Source organism: Xanthomonas sp. JL1, from assembly GCF_038405005.1.
The window spans coordinates 15,367-31,886 of sequence record NZ_JBBYGR010000007.1; the positions used below are offsets into that span (position 1 = coordinate 15,367).

The 16,520-nt window shown below is 63.4% G+C and carries 11 protein-coding genes; 6 read left to right on the forward strand and 5 right to left on the reverse strand.

The window, feature by feature from the left end; translation table 11 throughout:
• Positions 1 to 18: 18 nt before the first annotated feature.
• The gene (locus WJW29_RS01585) at positions 19 to 876 is read left to right on the forward strand and encodes a phosphatase PAP2 family protein (RefSeq protein WP_011409859.1); all 858 of its coding nucleotides are present in this window, start codon (positions 19 to 21) and stop codon (positions 874 to 876) included.
• A gap of 158 nt (positions 877 to 1,034) precedes the next feature.
• On the opposite strand, the gene mnmE is transcribed toward WJW29_RS01585, so the two are convergent.
• The 5 genes from mnmE to rpmH all read right to left on the reverse strand — a co-directional run bounded on the left by mnmE (position 1,035) and on the right by rpmH (position 7,699).
• On the reverse strand, positions 1,035 to 2,375 hold the full coding sequence (gene mnmE / locus WJW29_RS01590; RefSeq protein WP_044757272.1) for a tRNA uridine-5-carboxymethylaminomethyl(34) synthesis GTPase MnmE: 1,341 nt from the start codon (positions 2,373 to 2,375) through the stop codon (positions 1,035 to 1,037).
• Between the two features lie 164 nt (positions 2,376 to 2,539).
• Positions 2,540 to 5,242: a polysaccharide deacetylase family protein gene (locus WJW29_RS01595; protein ID WP_011409861.1), complete on the reverse strand. Its 2,703-nt coding sequence runs from the start codon at positions 5,240 to 5,242 to the stop codon at positions 2,540 to 2,542.
• A gap of 78 nt (positions 5,243 to 5,320) precedes the next feature.
• Positions 5,321 to 7,057, reverse strand: a complete 1,737-nt coding sequence (yidC, locus tag WJW29_RS01600) for a membrane protein insertase YidC (protein ID WP_011409862.1) — start codon at positions 7,055 to 7,057, stop codon at positions 5,321 to 5,323.
• A 25-nt stretch (positions 7,058 to 7,082) separates the two neighbouring features.
• A complete protein-coding gene (rnpA, locus tag WJW29_RS01605) occupies positions 7,083 to 7,520 on the reverse strand; it encodes a ribonuclease P protein component (RefSeq protein ID WP_011409863.1) in 438 nt (145 codons plus the stop codon).
• Positions 7,521 to 7,558: 38 nt separating this feature from the next.
• On the reverse strand, positions 7,559 to 7,699 hold the full coding sequence (gene rpmH / locus WJW29_RS01610; protein WP_002805908.1) for a 50S ribosomal protein L34: 141 nt from the start codon (positions 7,697 to 7,699) through the stop codon (positions 7,559 to 7,561).
• A gap of 242 nt (positions 7,700 to 7,941) precedes the next feature.
• Between rpmH and dnaA the strand changes: the two genes are divergently transcribed.
• The 5 genes from dnaA to WJW29_RS01635 all read left to right on the forward strand — a co-directional run bounded on the left by dnaA (position 7,942) and on the right by WJW29_RS01635 (position 16,470).
• A complete protein-coding gene (gene dnaA, locus WJW29_RS01615; RefSeq protein ID WP_011407161.1) occupies positions 7,942 to 9,270 on the forward strand; it encodes a chromosomal replication initiator protein DnaA in 1,329 nt (442 codons plus the stop codon).
• 277 nt (positions 9,271 to 9,547) lie between these two features.
• Complete coding sequence (gene dnaN, locus WJW29_RS01620; protein ID WP_011257008.1) at positions 9,548 to 10,648, forward strand: DNA polymerase III subunit beta; 1,101 nt, start codon at positions 9,548 to 9,550, stop codon at positions 10,646 to 10,648.
• Positions 10,649 to 11,899: 1,251 nt separating this feature from the next.
• Complete coding sequence (gene recF, locus WJW29_RS01625; RefSeq protein ID WP_011257009.1) at positions 11,900 to 13,006, forward strand: DNA replication/repair protein RecF; 1,107 nt, start codon at positions 11,900 to 11,902, stop codon at positions 13,004 to 13,006.
• Between the two features lie 115 nt (positions 13,007 to 13,121).
• Positions 13,122 to 15,566 carry a DNA topoisomerase (ATP-hydrolyzing) subunit B gene (gyrB, locus tag WJW29_RS01630; protein WP_011407163.1) on the forward strand — a complete coding sequence of 815 codons (2,445 nt, stop codon included), beginning with the start codon at positions 13,122 to 13,124 and terminating at the stop codon, positions 15,564 to 15,566.
• Positions 15,567 to 15,633: 67 nt separating this feature from the next.
• Positions 15,634 to 16,470: a CPBP family intramembrane glutamic endopeptidase gene (locus WJW29_RS01635; RefSeq protein ID WP_011407164.1), complete on the forward strand. Its 837-nt coding sequence runs from the start codon at positions 15,634 to 15,636 to the stop codon at positions 16,468 to 16,470.
• The last annotated feature ends 50 nt before the right edge of the window (positions 16,471 to 16,520 follow it).

Consider the following 16,520-nt stretch of genomic DNA (forward strand, 5'->3'; position numbering starts at 1 on the left):
TTGGTCGAGGGTGTGCCCATGTCGCAGCGCAGCGCAGGTCGTTCTCGCAGAACACTGACGGGCATCGCCATCGCCGCCTTGCTGGTCGGCAGCGGCCTTGCCGGCGCGCGACAAGGCGCGGCGCCAGCCGGCTCGGTGATCGCAACCGACGCGCATGGATACCTGGAAAAGAGCGAACTGCCCGACAGCCTGCAGCTGGTGCCGCCGCCACCACAGGATGACAGCGCCGCGCTCGCCAACGACGAGACGGTTTCCAAGGCCATGCTCGCCCTGCGCGGCACGCCGCGCTGGGAGCTGGCCGCGCAGGACGCAGTGCTGCGCTTTCCGGCCGCAGCCACGCATTTCAGCTGCGCGCTCGGCATACAGATCGACCAGACCAGCACCCCGCATCTGGTGCGCGTGCTCGAACGCAGCATGCGCGATGCCAGTACCGCCACCAGTGCCGCCAAGGCGCGCTATCAGCGTCCACGCCCGTTCATGCGCAATGCGCAGCCGATGTGCACCCCGGACGATGACGCCGCCCTGCGCAAGAACGGCTCTTACCCTTCCGGTCACACCGCCATCGGCTGGACCTGGGGCCTGATCCTGTCGGAAATCGCACCCGCCCACCGCGATGCCCTGCTCGCCCGCGGCCGTGCCTTCGGCGATAGCCGCCTGGTCTGCAACGTGCACTGGCAGAGCGATGTCATCCAAGGCCGCATGGTGGGCGCCGCCGCCGTCGCCGCCTTGCACGGCAACCCCGCATTCGAAAAAGACCTGGCCGCCGCACGCCGCGAGATCGAGAAAGCGCAGGCGAAGCAGCCGACGGCAGCGGCAGCGGCGGCGTGTAATGCGGAACGCGAAGCGCTGAAGACGGTGTTGCCTGGTGTGATGTAACTCGGAAGAGTCAAGCGGCGGGTGCGCACTCAGACGCCAAGCACCAGATGCCGCCAGCAGCGCTACCTACGCAGGTGGTGTGCTAAGCGAATACGCACTTGTGGCACGGGCTGACTCCGACAACCTCAGCGTGTAGCAATACGCTGAGCACGACCGCATCACTTGCCGATACAAAAACTCGAAAAGATCTTGCCGAGCAAGTCATCGGCGCTGATCTTCCCGGTGATCTCGCCGAGCGCTTCATGCGCCAGGCGCAGTTCTTCGGCGGCCAGTTCGAGTTGTTCGAAGCCCAGTTCCAAATCGGCGGCGTCCACGTGTCGTTCGGCGCGACGCAGCGCCTCCACGTGCCGCGTGCGGGCAGAGAACTCGCCATCGACGCTTTCCACGCCATCGCCGAGCGCAAGCTCGCGCAGGCGGATGTGCAATTGCTCAAGTCCTTGACCGGTCACCGCCGAGACGGCAATCGCATTGACGTCGAGTGGCGCGGCATCGCTGAGCAGATCGCATTTGTTATGGATCCACAGCTGACGCGGTACCGCATCGATGGCATCGCCGATCGCCTCGCGTGCCACACGCGGATCGCGTGCATCCAGCACCACCAACGCCAGATCGGCGCGCTCGAGTTCGGCGCGGGCGCGACGCATGCCTTCGCGTTCGATCGCATCGCCACCATCGCGCAGGCCTGCGGTATCGACCAGGGTCAACTCGAAGCCGTCGAGCTGGATGGCTTCGTGCAAGGTGTCGCGGGTGGTGCCGGCGACATCGGTGACGATCGCGCGCTCGCTACCGGCCAGTGCATTGAGCAACGAACTTTTGCCGGCGTTGGGCGGGCCGATCAACACCGCATGCAGGCCGTCGCGCAACGTGCGTCCGCGTTCGGCATCGCGCAGCAACTGGGCGAGCAGGGTGCGCGCCTGGGTCAAGCCGTCGCGTACCTGGTTGCCGCCCAAGGTGTCGAGCGGCTCGTCGGCAAAGTCGATGGCCGCTTCGACATGGATGCGCAGACGGGTCAGGGTGTGGGCCACTGCATCGACACGTCGCGAAAACACGCCATCCAGTGCGCGCCGCGCGGCGCGTGCCGCCCGCAGGTCGCCGGCTGCGATCACGTCGGCGATCGCTTCGGCCTGCGCAAGATCGAGTTTGCCGTTGAGGAACGCACGCTCACTGAACTCACCGGCGCGTGCCTGACGTGCACCCAATTCGATGCAACGGGCAACCAGTTGCCGCAACAGTACCGGGCTGCCATGGCCTTGCAACTCGACAACATCTTCGCCGGTAAAACTGTGCGGCGCGTTGAACCACAGCGCAATGCCATCATCGATCACCGCGCCCTGCGCATCGCGGAAACGCGCGTAGTGCGCATGCCGCGGCTGCAGACGCGCAACACCTAATTGCACTGCAATCTGCCGCGACTGCGGCCCGGACAGGCGCACGATGCCCACGCCACCGGTTCCGGCAGCACTGGCGATGGCAACGATGGTGGAGGTGGAAGACGACATGGGCACTGCTCTGACGTGGGTTGAAAGGGAAATGTCTATGGAATCCACTGCACGATCGCCAGCGGCCTATTACCTGTGCGCGGGTCCTTCCGGCTCATCCATCCGTGCCGACAAGGTCGCGCCCTGCTGGCGACTCCGCGCAACATCGTGTCGGCCGGCTTGCGTCACAGCGATTGCAGCTGCGCACGCGCCTGCGCCGCACCGCTGACTTGCGGCTGTAACTCCAGATACGTCGAATAGGCCTTGCGTGCCTTCTCGCGATCACCGCCCTCTGCATACGCATCGCCCAGATTGAGATAGGCCACCGCACGCGACGGATCGATCTTCAAGGTAGTTTCCAGCCGGCGCGCCGATTCGGCGGAGCGCCCCTGGCGGAAATACACAAAACCAAGGTTATTGGCCGCCAGTGCAAAATCCGCACGCAGCTTGAGCGCTTCGGCAAATTGCTCGGCTGCGTCGGCGTAGCGCTTTTCCTTGTACAACTGCAAGCCGCGTTCGTTGGCCAATTGCGCGCGTTGGCGGTCGCTGCTGTTCACTGCGGTGGGCACCACCAGCGTGGCTTCGCCACCTTGCAGGGTTTTCACCGTGACCGGCGCTGCCGTCGCTGCCGCACCGGCTGTGGCCGGCGCAGGGCGCGCGGCATCCACGCGTCCGTTGAGCGCAATCGCATCGGCAGACAGCTGTGCGGTCTCTGCAGTGAGAAACTCTTCGCCGCTGGGAACCTGGAACACGAATTCACCGCCTTGCGAACCCGGCAGGCTGCCGAATGCCGGTGTCTGCGCCGAGACGACCGGCACCGCAGGCGCCACATATGCAGCCAGTTCGGTTCCGGTGATCAAGCCATCGCCATTGAGATCCCCCTTGCCGGCCAATGCCTGCAACAACACCCAGGTGAACACCGAATGCCCATTGGGCCCGCTATCGGCCACCTGTTGATCGGCACCGCCGGCGGTCAGCATCTGGCGTGCAATCCGCCGCGCGTTCTCGCGCAGATACGCGCTGGACGTTGGCCCACCACGCGTCAATCCCAGCCCGCTGTAGCATGCATCCATCACGAACAAGACGTGCTTGGCCTGCAGGCTTTCGGCGATGTTCTGCAAATCGCTCATTGCGATCGCATCGTTGGCCAGATGCTCCGGGTCCGAGTCGACCGGAACGATGTAACCAAGATCGCGCCCGGAGGCGAGCCGGCGCGTGGCGCCGTGCCCGGCGAAGAACACGAACACGCGATCGTTGGTCTGCATGCGGCCTTCGCCGAGACGGTCGTGAAATGCGGCGAGGATGTTGTTGCGTGTCGCCTCACCGTTCTTGAGCACGATCACCTGCGACGACGGAAATCCCAGCGGTCCGGTCAAGGTGCTGGCAATCGCCTGCGCATCGTTGGCCGCGTATTCCAGCTTGGGCCAATGTGCGTAATCGTCGATACCGATCACGATCGCCCATGATTGGGCATAGCCGGTGGTCACCGTGGCATCGGCCACCGCGCTGGGTGCGCGCGCCACCGAAAAGTCGCGACCATTCCAGTCGGCGAACTGGTAACCATCGGCGATGAGGCGATCAAGAATTTGCGGCAGCGCTTTCACCGCGCGGTCGTGAATATCATGGAACAGCACAATGCCGCGCTGCGCCTTGTTCACTTGGTCGAGCACGCGTTGCACGATGGATTCCGGCACCGGGTCGGCCCAGTCCAGCGAGTCGATATTCCACATGATGGACTTCAGGCCGGCCTCGCCCAGCAGCTGCAAGCCTTCCGCAGTGCGCGCGCCATACGGAAACGGGAACAACGGCGCGCGCTTGTCGTCCACCGCACGCAGCAAGGTGTCGGTATCCAGTACCTGGCTGCGCTGCGCTGCGCCGGTGGTTTTGGACAACTGCGCGTGGGTCAGGCTGTGGTTTCCAACGGCATACCCCTCTTCCATCAGCGTGCGGCTGATCTTGGACAGCGGCGCGAGTTTGGGTTTGCCGGCGGCATCCGGGCTACCCAGATTGCGCCCTACTTCGAAGAACACCCCGGGCACGTCGTAGCGTTTGAGGATCGCCACGATCTCTTCGGTATAGGCCTTGTGCGGACCATCGTCGAAGGTCAGCACCACTGTTTTGGGTGGCAGGTCGCGGCCGAACACTTCGCTGTCGCTGTCGCGTGCCGAGAACGGATACGGCTCCACCACGCCATGGTCACGCAGGATCTTCTCGCGCGTGTACAGCGTGCGCAGATGCGCCACGTAGTCGTCCCACTTCTCGCGCTTGGGCACGATGGCGCGGCTGCGGTCGAAGCGACTGAAGATCTGCGTCAGCTCCTTGGTGTAGCTGCGCTCGATTTCGTCCAGCGCCTCCAGATCCTCGCCGATGCGCTGATGCAGTTTCACCGCTGGCAACGCAGAGTCGCGACCGATGCGCGCATGCAGATCGCGCAATACCTCGCCAACGGCGAGGCGGTCGGCATCGGAGAGATCCGGCGCCGATTCCACCTCGTCCAGCACCGCAGCAATCGTCGCGAACCGGTTCGCGTGCTTGGATGTCAGCACTGTTTCGAACGATGCAGCGATGCGTTCGCGCTGCTCGAGATTTTCATGGAACAGCTGCTGCCCCACGCTGCTGGACATGGCGCGATCGCGTGGGGTCTGCTTGTCCTCATCGGCCAGCAGCACGATGATGCGGCGGTGCCGGTCCAGCTGTTCGCGCAGTTGCGCGATCAATGCCTGCGCAGCGTCGGCGCTCTTGTCGGCCTGCGTTCCTGCGGTCGTTGCAGCAGAGGATTTCGCGGCGGAGGCCGCATCGCTCGCGCCCTGCTTCCCACAGCCGGCCAGCGCCAGCACTCCCACGCAACTTGCGCACAGCAGCAGGCGATGCAACGGCGATGTGGTCACGACGGCGTCCTTGGCGAAAGAGACAACAGATGCGGGCTGACATGCAGAAAGCCCGCCTTGCGGCGGGCCTTCTTCAACTTACTTGGCGTTGGCCCGGATGATCTTGCTCGGCTTCTCGCCGTGCTGGCGGATCATCCACCACTGGATAAGCAGATTCAAACCGCCGTTGACCACCCAGTACAGCACCAGACCGGACGGCACGAAGGCCATCATGGCGCCGAACACCAGCGGCATGAACTGCATCATCTTGGCCTGCATCGGATCGATGCCCGGGGTCGGGGTAAGCTTCTGCGTCGCCCACATGATCGCGATGTTGAGCGCCGGGAGGATGAAGTGCGGGTCGCGCGCGGTCAGGTCCTGGATCCAGCCCAGCCACGGCGCCTGACGCAGTTCCACCGACTCCACCAGCACCCAGTACAGCGCGAAGAAGATCGGCATCTGGATCAGCAGCGGCAGGCAGCCGCCCATCGGGTTGATCTTTTCCTTCTTGAACAGCTCCATCGTGGCCTGCTGATACTTGACGCGATCGTCGCCGTAGCGCTCCTTGAGTTGCGCCAGGCGCGGCTGGAACTTGCGCATCTTGGCACTGGACTTGTACTGCGCAGACGACAGCGGATACAGCACCAACCGCAGCAACACCACCAGGCCGACGATCGCCCAGCCCCAGTTGTGCAGGAAGCTGTGCAGATGGCTCAGCACCCAGAACAGGCCCTGGCCGATGATGGCCATGATCGAGAAGCGGCTGTAATCGATCACGCGGTCCAGCCCCTTCACGTCTTCCTTGGCGATCAGACTGACCAGCTTCGGACCCACCCACAGGCGCGCTTCGGTGGTCGCGGTCTGGCCCGGCGCCACGGTGAAAGCCGGGCCGCGCAACTCGGCCACGTCGCGTGGGCCGTCCTTGTTCAACACATACAGCGAGGCTTGGTCGTTCTGCGGAATCCACGCGGTGAAGAAGTGGTGCTGCAACAGCGCTATCCAGCCGCCGGTGATCTGGCGATTGAGGCCGCCGTCGTCCATGTAGTCCTTGAACGCACGACGCTCGTAGCCTGCCTGCGGGCTGTACCAGGTCGCCCCGTTGAAGCTGAAGGAATCCGGATTGGTCATGCCGCGGCTGAGGATGGTCGGCACCCGACTCAGCTTGCGGAACACATAACCGTTCCACGGCGCGGCGCTCTTGTTGATCACTTCATCCTTGATCGAGATCGCATAGCGACCACGTTCCAGGGTAAAGGTGCGACGGATCGACACGCCGTTGGGGCCATTCCACACGAACGGCACCACCAGCGTGTTCTGGCCCTTGGCGAGTTCGAACGTCGTGCCAGGCTGTTCTGCGCGAAAGCCGCCGACGCCCGGCACCGGCGAATGCTCACTGGCCCAGCCACTGGTGGCGTTGTACGGGTGCGCCGCGTCTTCCGTCAGCAGGCTGACCGGCGCGGTGCCGTCCTTGGTCTGCGGGAACTGCAGCAGCTCGGCGTCGAGCACGCTGCGGCCATCCAGCTTCAGGCGCAGCACGTCCGAGGTCAGGGTGACCACCGGTGCAGCGCCGGCAGCAGCCGGTGTCGCGGTCGCGGTCGCGGTGGTGGTGCTGGTTGCCGGAACCGTACCCGGCGCACCAGCCTGCGCAATCGGCTGAGCTGCAGGCACATTCGCCGCGCTTGGCGTTGCCGCATCCAGATCACGTGCCGCCGGCACCGATTGCGTCGCAGCCGCCCCGGGCGCATTGGCAGCCGCTTTTTCTTTGCCCCACTCCATCCACAGCAGCGCCGCGACCATCAGCCAGGCAAAAATCAGGAAAACACGGGTCTGGTTCATCGGGCAGCAACTCGCTCAGTCGGAACTAAAGGTCCGGCTCTGTCGGGGAAAGGGAGGATGGGTGCATCGTCCTGGCGGGCGGCATTGTGCCGGGCGCAGCAGGTAGGGGCAATGCACCGGCACGGCGCAACAGACGCAGGAAGGCGTCGCGGATCTGCGGATTGGTCGCTTTTGCAGCTGCCGAGCGCGCCACGATGACGTAATCGCCACCGGCCAACTCAGGCAAGAGATGTCGCATGGCATCGCGCAACACACGTTTGATGCGGTTACGTCCGACCGCACGCGTATCGACCTTGCGCGACACCGCCATGCCCAGGCGCGGCGGGGTATCGCCAGTGCGCCAGTGCAGGCTCAATAGCGGATCCGAGGTGCGGCGTGCGTTGTCGAAAACGACAGTATATTGCGCACGCGTACGAACCCGCGCAGAGCGAGGAAATCGCCTGCACGGGTTCGATGCGTTCACGGTAAGGACTGCCTCGGCCGCAGGGAGCGGCGCGGCAATCAAGCGCTCAGGCGCTTGCGGCCCTTGGCGCGGCGGCGAGCCAGGATCTTGCGGCCGTCGGCGGTTGCCATACGTGCGCGGAAGCCATGGTCGCGTGCTCGCTTGAGGTTGCTGGGTTGGAACGTACGCTTGGTGGCCATGGGGCCCTCTGCATGAATGGAGACGAATAGAACGGGTAATTCTATAGGTCCGCTACAGCCCTGGTCAACAACCCGCGCGCATCGCCGCAGCTGACGCTGACCGCCGCCTGTGGATGGACCTGTGAATAACTCTGGGAAAACCGTGTCCCCGGTGCTAGTCTGGCCCATCCTCTTTTCACTACCGGGCTGCGTGCACGGCGCCTTTCTGCGCGCCGCAGCCAGCAACAGATGATCATACTTTGATGGATGCTTGGCCCCGCTGTCTGGAACGTCTCGAAGCTGAATTCCCGCCCGAAGATGTCCACACCTGGTTGAAACCCCTGCAAGCCGAAGACCGCGGCGACAGCATCGTGCTGTACGCCCCGAATGCCTTCATTGTCGACCAGGTCCGCGAACGCTACCTGCCGCGCATCCGCGAGTTGCTGGCGTATTTTGCCGGCAATGGCGAAGTGGCGCTGGCCGTGGGGTCGCGTCCACGTGCGCCCGAGCCGGCTCCGGCACCCGTCGCGGCGACCATTGCGCCGCAGGCTGCGCCGATCGCGCCGTTCGCCGGCAACCTGGATTCGCATTACACCTTCGCCAACTTCGTGGAAGGCCGCAGCAACCAGCTGGGTCTGGCCGCCGCGATCCAGGCCGCGCAGAAGCCCGGCGACCGGGCGCACAACCCGTTGCTGTTGTACGGCAGCACCGGCCTGGGCAAGACCCACCTGATGTTCGCGGCGGGCAATGCACTGCGGCAAGCCAAACCGGCTGCCAAGGTGATGTACCTGCGTTCGGAACAGTTCTTCAGCGCGATGATCCGGGCGCTGCAGGACAAGGCGATGGATCAGTTCAAGCGCCAGTTCCAGCAGATTGATGCGTTGCTGATCGACGACATCCAGTTCTTCGCGGGCAAGGACCGTACGCAGGAAGAGTTCTTCCACACCTTCAACGCGCTGTTCGATGGCCGCCAGCAGATCATCCTGACCTGCGACCGCTACCCGCGCGAAGTGGAGGGCTTGGAGCCGCGGTTGAAGTCGCGCTTGGCCTGGGGCTTGTCGGTCGCGATCGATCCGCCGGATTTCGAAACCCGTGCAGCCATCGTGCTGGCCAAGGCACGCGAGCGTGGCGCCGAGATTCCCGACGACGTGGCATTTCTGATCGCCAAGAAGATGCGCTCCAACGTGCGCGACCTGGAAGGCGCGCTCAACACGCTGGTGGCGCGCGCCAACTTCACCGGGCGCTCGATCACGGTGGAATTCGCCCAGGAGACGCTGCGCGACCTGTTGCGCGCGCAGCAACAGGCCATCGGCATCCCCAACATCCAGAAAACAGTAGCCGACTACTACGGCCTGCAGATGAAGGATTTGCTCTCCAAGCGCCGCACGCGTTCGCTGGCACGTCCGCGCCAGGTGGCGATGGCGCTGGCCAAGGAGCTCACCGAACACAGCCTGCCGGAAATCGGCGATGCCTTCGCCGGCCGCGACCACACCACCGTGCTGCATGCCTGCCGGCAGATCCGCACGCTGATGGAGGCAGACGGCAAGCTGCGCGAGGACTGGGAAAAGCTGATTCGCAAGCTCAGCGAGTAGGCCTCGGACCCCAATCGTGTCCGCGCTGGAGAAAAGCGTGGAAACGTTGGGGTCAAATGCGGGAGAATCTGTGGATAACGTTGCGTGGCGGTTCGATGGAAAAACTATCCACAGGTTTTGCCACCAGATCAGGCACACTAGTCCCAAGCGTTTCAGGCGCTGAAATGTGTTTGGAAACAAACAGTTATGGCGGTTATCCGCTGAAAACGGCCCTACCATCACCACCAAGCTTTTGATTTATTCCATAATCTTTTAAAGCATAGGGGCACGGAACCACATGCGTTTTACACTGCAGCGCGAAGCCTTCCTCAAACCGTTGGCCCAAGTGGTCAATGTGGTCGAACGCCGTCAAACCCTGCCTGTTCTGGCCAACTTGCTGGTGCAGGTCAAGGACGGACAGGTCTCGTTGACCGGCACGGATCTGGAAGTCGAAATGATCGCGCGCACGATGGCGGAGGACGTGCAAGACGGCGAAACCACCATTCCCGCCCGCAAGCTATTCGACATCCTGCGCGCCCTGCCGGACGGCAGCCGGGTCACCATTTCGCAGACCGGTGACAAGGTGACAGTTCAGGCCGGGCGTAGCCGTTTCACGCTGGCGACGCTGCCTGCGAACGACTTCCCGTCCGTGGACGAAGTCGAGGCGACCGAGCGCGTGGTGGTGCCCGAGGCCGGGCTCAAAGAGCTGATCGAACGCACGGCGTTTGCGATGGCACAGCAGGATGTTCGCTACTACCTCAACGGCCTGCTGTTCGACCTGCGCGACGGTTTGCTGCGCTGCGTGGCCACCGACGGCCACCGTTTGGCGCTATGCGAGATGGAGCTTGAGAATGCTGGCGGCGCCAAGCGTCAGATCATCGTGCCGCGTAAGGGCGTGACCGAGCTGCTGCGTTTGCTGGAAGGCGCAGACCGTGAGGTCGAATTGGAAGTCGGCCGTAGCCATATCCGCGTCAAGCGTGGCGATGTGACCTTCACTTCCAAGCTGATCGACGGCCGCTTCCCGGACTACGAGGCAGTGATTCCGATTGGCGCCGATCGCGAGGTCAAGGTTGATCGTGAGGCGCTGCGTGCGTCGCTTCAGCGCGCGGCCATCCTGTCGAACGAAAAGTACCGTGGCGTGCGCGTGGAAGTATCGCCAGGCCAATTGAAGATCAGTGCGCACAACCCAGAGCAAGAAGAAGCGCAGGAAGAGATTGAGGCCGACACCAAGGTCGACGACCTGGCGATTGGCTTCAACGTCAACTATCTGCTCGATGCGTTGTCGGCATTGCGCGATGAGCACGTGGTCATCCAGCTGCGAGACGCGAATTCGTCCGCGCTGGTGCGCGAGGCCAGCAGTGAGAAGTCCCGTCATGTGGTGATGCCGCTGCGTCTCTGACGCTTTGTTCCACGTGGAACACGAGAAGCCCGGCGAACGCCGGGCTTTTTATTGGTTGTTGAACCGCTTGCTGTGTCTGTTTGGGTAACCCTGCTAGCTGCGATCGCACAACGCGAGGAAGTCGGCGCGCTGGGGGCAGCGGTTCTAGCTGAAGCGGCAAGCCCGTTGCTCAGGCGTTGGAACGGCATCTTCAGCGCGATATTTCAGGTTACTCAGCGGCTGACGCCGCTGGTGTCGCTTTTGACCCACTGCGCCAGGCGGGCTCTCACACATATACCGACGGGGGCTCCGGATTGGCAGCCCCTTATCCGATGACGGCAAGCCGAGTTTTTGGGAATCGACCTGCTGGATAGACCCCGCGCGCGACCGGTGTCGTGGACGCGTTCTGCGCGGAACTCGGGGGGATCCTGAATACGTATCGGTTTATCGGCGGGCCTGTGCAGGTCCCGACAGAGAGGTGAATCCAGAGGCTGACACCTGGGCCGACTCAAGTTCCAAGTGCAACACTTTTCTCGACTGCAGACCCGCGTTTTCTGTCAAAACACTGGCTCACGTAACTTTTGCACAATCAATGGCCTGCCGGGCTGTCCGTCCATACGTTGCGCTAACAGCAGGTCTCTCGAGGTGTTGCACTTGACTCTTGAGACCGCCCTGGTTTTAACGCACAGGCAACCTCACCGGCTCACGCGTGGTCGGCTGAGATGGCGAGTTCATGCGGACCCTCTCGAACGACAAAGCGCGACTTCTTTCCTGAGCGCCTCGCTTTGGCATTTATGAGACCAAGTCACTTTTGTTGATTCCGGTTGAATCATCACTTGAGCCCTGAAACTGAACGGTTTTAGTTGAAAGGCAGAGCAAGACCAATTGCCATTACGCCTAGCTGAAAGGTTTGCAGACATCTGATTGGCTTTTCTGAGCCTGTTTCCGACTTATGCACATCACGCGTTGCTTTTAAAACTACAAATACCTTAAGAGCTTGGAGATGATGGTAGGGGCAGATTTCACCGCAAAGTAGATCAGGTTGTTGTTTTTAAAGTCATTTATGGCCTCGAAAGCCCGTGTTTATCGACCTATTTGTCAGCCTACAAGCTGTGGATAAGGTGACATCGGGCGCAGAGCCTTGGTTTTATCCACACGTTATCCCCTGCCTGTCCGAGACCGTCCGTTTGCATGTCTGCGCGGGTTTCATGCCGATCACGTATCCTTTGAGCCGACCGGCATGCCGGATTACACGCCAGAGCACACCGATCAATGCATGTAATGCGGTTGTCCATTCATCGGCTTCGTCGGTTCCAGACCGTCGAGCTACATCCGGCCAGTGCATTGAATCTGCTCACCGGCGACAACGGTGCAGGCAAGACCAGCGTGCTCGAGGCGCTGCACCTGATGGCATATGGCCGCAGCTTCCGTGGCCGCGTCCGTGACGGCCTGATCCAACAAGGCGCGAACGACCTTGAAGTCTTCGTGGAATGGAAAGAAGGCGGCAGTGCTGCAGGCGAGCGGACACGTCGCGCCGGCCTACGTCATAGCGGCCAGGAATGGACGGGGCGTCTGGATGGCGAAGACGTTGCACAGTTGGGGTCTTTGTGTGCTGCGTTGGCCGTGGTGACCTTTGAGCCCGGCAGCCACGTGTTGATCAGCGGCGGTGGTGAACCCCGCCGTCGCTTCCTGGACTGGGGGCTGTTCCACGTGGAACCCGACTTCCTCGCCTTGTGGCGTCGCTACGTGCGCGCGCTCAAACAGCGCAATGCGTTGCTCAAACAAGGCGCGCAGCCGCGCATGCTGGATGCCTGGGATCATGAACTCGCCGAATCCGGGGAAACGCTGACATCCCGGCGCATGCGCTACCTGGAACGCCTGCAGGACCGGCTGATTCCGGTGGCAGACGTGATCGCACCGTCGCTTGGGCTGTCCGCGTTGACGTTCGCCCCAGGCTGGAAACGCCACGAGGTCTCGCTTGCCGATGCCCTTTTGTTAGCCCGCGATCGCGACCGCCAGAACGGTTACACCTCGCAAGGCCCACACCGCGCGGATTGGATGCCTCACTTCGACGTGCTCCCTGGCAAAGATGCACTTTCTCGCGGGCAAGCCAAGCTCACTGCCCTCGCCTGCCTCCTTGCACAAGCAGAAGACTTTGCGTTCGAGCGAAGCGAATGGCCGGTGATCGCGCTGGACGACCTGGGTTCGGAGCTGGACCGGCACCACCAGGCGCGCGTCCTGCACCGGCTGGTCTCGGCGCCAGCGCAGATGCTGATCACCGCGACCGAGATCCCGCCCGGGCTCGCGGACGCCGGTGCGCTATTGCACCGGTTCCACGTGGAACACGGTCAGGTCGCACTGCAAGCCCCCTCGGACTGAGCTCAACGGCCCGGGTAGGCCGACTGGTATAATTTGCTTCGCTATCCCCCCTTTTTCCACGGTGCGAAGCGGCTGCGGCCGTCTTTGCCTGTGTTGTGGAGCCAACGGCACGCGCATGACCGACGAACAAAACACCCCGCCAACACCCAACGGCACTTACGACTCCAGCAAGATCACCGTGCTGCGTGGCCTGGAAGCCGTCCGCAAGCGCCCCGGCATGTACATCGGCGATGTCCATGACGGCACCGGCCTGCATCACATGGTGTTCGAGGTGGTCGACAACTCGGTCGACGAAGCCCTGGCCGGGCATGCCGACGACATCGTGGCGAAAATCCTGGTCGATGGCTCGGTGGCGGTGTCAGACAACGGACGCGGCGTGCCGGTCGACATTCACAAGGAAGAAGGCGTGTCCGCGGCCGAGGTGATCCTCACCGTGCTGCATGCCGGCGGCAAGTTCGACGACAACAGCTACAAGGTCTCCGGCGGCCTGCATGGCGTGGGCGTTTCGGTGGTCAACGCGCTGTCCGAGCACCTGTGGCTGGACATCTGGCGCGATGGTTTCCACTACCAGCAGGAATATGCGCTGGGCGAGCCGCAGTACCCGCTCAAGCAGCTGGAAGCATCGACCAAGCGCGGCACCACGCTGCGCTTCAAGCCGTCCGCGGCCATCTTCAGTGACGTCGAGTTCCACTACGACATCCTGGCGCGGCGCCTGCGTGAGCTGTCGTTCCTCAATTCCGGCGTCAAGATCACCCTGATCGACGAGCGTGGCGAAGGCCGTCGCGACGATTTCCATTACGAAGGCGGCATCCGCAGCTTCGTGGAGCATCTTGCCCAGCTGAAGTCGCCGCTGCACCCGAACGTGATCTCGGTGACCGGCGAGCACAATGGCATTGTGGTGGACGTGGCCCTGCAGTGGACCGACGCCTACCAGGAAACCATGTACTGCTTCACCAACAACATCCCGCAGAAGGATGGCGGCACCCACTTGGCCGGCTTCCGCGCCGCGCTGACGCGCGTGCTGGGCACCTACATCGAGCAGAACGGCATCGCCAAGCAGGCCAAGGTTGCGCTGACCGGTGACGACATGCGCGAAGGCATGATCGCAGTGCTGTCGGTCAAAGTGCCCGACCCCAGCTTCTCCTCGCAGACCAAGGAAAAGCTGGTCAGCTCGGACGTGCGCCCGGCGGTGGAAAACGCCTTCGGTGCGCGCTTGCAGGAGTTCCTGCAAGAGAACCCGAACGAAGCCAAGGCCATCACTGGCAAGATCGTCGATGCCGCGCGTGCGCGCGAAGCCGCGCGCAAGGCGCGCGACCTCACCCGCCGCAAGGGCGCGCTGGATATCGCCGGCCTGCCGGGCAAGCTGGCCGACTGCCAGGAAAAAGATCCGGCGCTGTCCGAACTCTTCATTGTCGAGGGTGACTCGGCAGGTGGCTCGGCCAAGCAGGGACGCAACCGCAAGAACCAGGCGGTGCTGCCGTTGCGCGGCAAGATCCTCAACGTGGAACGTGCGCGCTTCGACCGCATGCTGGCGTCGGACCAGGTCGGCACGCTGATCACCGCACTGGGCACCGGCATCGGCCGCGACGAGTACAACCCGGACAAACTGCGCTACCACCGCATCATCCTGATGACCGACGCCGACGTCGACGGCTCGCACATCCGTACCCTGTTGCTGACCTTCTTCTACCGGCAGATGCCGGAGCTGATCGAGCGGGGCTACATCTACATCGGCCTGCCGCCGCTGTACAAGCTCAAGCAGGGCAAGAGCGAGCTGTATCTGAAGGACGATGCAGCGCTCAACGCCTACCTGGCCAGCAATGCGGTCGAAGGTGCGGCGCTGATTCCGGCCACCGACGAGCCGCCGATCACCGGCGAAGCGCTGGAAAAACTGCTGCTGCTGTTCACCAGCGCCAACGAAGCGATTGCGCGCACCGCGCACCGCTACGACCCGGCTTTGCTGACCGCATTGATCGACCTGCCGCCGCTGGATGTGGAAACACTGCAGGCCGAAGGCAATCAGCATCCGGCCCTGGATGCGCTGCAGGCAGTGCTCAATCGCGGTACCCTGGGCACAGCGCGCTACCAGTTGCGCTTCGACCCGGCCACCGAGAACGCGCCTGCCACGCTGGTGGCGATCCGCCGTCATATGGGCGAAGAATTCACCCAGGTGCTGCCGATGGGGGCGTTCGAAAGCGGCGAGCTGCGTCCGCTGCGTGAGGTATCGCTGGCCCTGCATGATCTGGTGCGCGAGGGCGCGCAGATCGTGCGCGGCAACAAGAGCCACTCGATCACCAGCTTCGCGCAGGCGCACGCCTGGCTGCTGGACGAGGCCAAGAAGGGTCGCCAGGTCCAGCGCTTCAAGGGCCTGGGCGAAATGAACGCCGAGCAGCTCTGGGAAACCACCGTCAACCCCGACACCCGTCGCCTGTTGCAGGTGCGGATCGAGGATGCGGTGGCCGCCGACCAGATCTTCAGCACCCTGATGGGCGATGTGGTCGAACCACGCCGCGACTTCATCGAGGACAACGCGCTGAAGGTGTCCAACCTGGATATTTGAGCCACCAGTCCCGACCAGCACATCGCTATCGCGGCGTGCTGGTCGGTGCGGTGTTCGCAGGACGACGATGAGCACAGATCTTCCACCGCCCCCGGCACCGCGCTCGGTTGCCGGCAAGCCGCCGCTGCTGCCCGTGCTCGTGGGGTTTTGGGTCGATGTGCTGATCGCCGCCGGCCTGTTGCTGAGCTTGAGTGTGGCCGGCTTTGCGCTGTGGGGCGCGGTGCGTGGCTTCAGTCATGTGCAGGCGGCCAAGGCGCAAGGCCTGACGCCCTCGCCTTCCGAAGTCATGGCCGCCATCGGCCAACCCGGTGTGCTGGTGCAGCTGGTCACCGCGCTGGTCAGCACAGCCACGCCGGCGTTGCTGTTGTACTACTGGCGTCGTCGCGTCACTGCTGCAGAACAAACCGCCTCGCGGGCTGCCGCGCGCCGCGCCTCCACTTGGGGCTGGACTGCGCTGATCGCCGCTGCCGTGTTTTTGCTTAGCAATCTGGTTAGCGTGACGGCTACGGCGCTGGGTATCAAACCGGTGCCGACCAACCTGCCGTTAATGGAAGAAGCGCTCCACCAATGGCCGCTGGCATTGACGCTGTTTGCCGTGGTGATCGCGCCGGCCTACGAGGAGCTGCTGTTCCGCCGCGTGCTGTTTGGGCGCCTGCTCAGTGCCGGCCGTCCATGGCTGGGTGTCGTGCTGAGTGGGGCAATTTTCGCCCTGGTGCATGAAGTGCCCGGTATCAGCGGAAACGGCCCTGCTGCCATCGCCCAGCTGTGGCTGGTGTACGGCAGCATGGGCGCGGCGTTCGCGTGGCTGTATTGGCGCACCGGCACCTTGTGGGCATCGATTGCTGCGCATGGCATCAATAACGCCACCGCGCTGGCGGCGTTGTACTTTTCCGGGCTTGGTTGAGCCGACTAGCGGCTACCTGCGACTGTCCTGCCGCAGTGGCGCCGCGGTAC

What these genes read in the sequence shown, in the direction of transcription:
- yidC (WP_011409862.1), bottom strand. Translation starts at nt 7,057, where the DNA reads ATGAACCAGACCCGTGTTTTCCTGATTTTTGCCTGGCTGATGGTCGCG.
- WJW29_RS01585 (WP_011409859.1), top strand. Translation starts at nt 19, where the DNA reads ATGTCGCAGCGCAGCGCAGGTCGTTCTCGCAGAACACTGACGGGCATC.
- dnaN (WP_011257008.1), top strand. Translation starts at nt 9,548, where the DNA reads ATGCGTTTTACACTGCAGCGCGAAGCCTTCCTCAAACCGTTGGCCCAA.
- mnmE (WP_044757272.1), bottom strand. Translation starts at nt 2,375, where the DNA reads ATGTCGTCTTCCACCTCCACCATCGTTGCCATCGCCAGTGCTGCCGGA.
- dnaA (WP_011407161.1), top strand. Translation starts at nt 7,942, where the DNA reads ATGGATGCTTGGCCCCGCTGTCTGGAACGTCTCGAAGCTGAATTCCCG.
- WJW29_RS01635 (WP_011407164.1), top strand. Translation starts at nt 15,634, where the DNA reads ATGAGCACAGATCTTCCACCGCCCCCGGCACCGCGCTCGGTTGCCGGC.
- recF (WP_011257009.1), top strand. Translation starts at nt 11,900, where the DNA reads ATGCATGTAATGCGGTTGTCCATTCATCGGCTTCGTCGGTTCCAGACC.
- gyrB (WP_011407163.1), top strand. Translation starts at nt 13,122, where the DNA reads ATGACCGACGAACAAAACACCCCGCCAACACCCAACGGCACTTACGAC.
- rpmH (WP_002805908.1), bottom strand. Translation starts at nt 7,699, where the DNA reads ATGGCCACCAAGCGTACGTTCCAACCCAGCAACCTCAAGCGAGCACGC.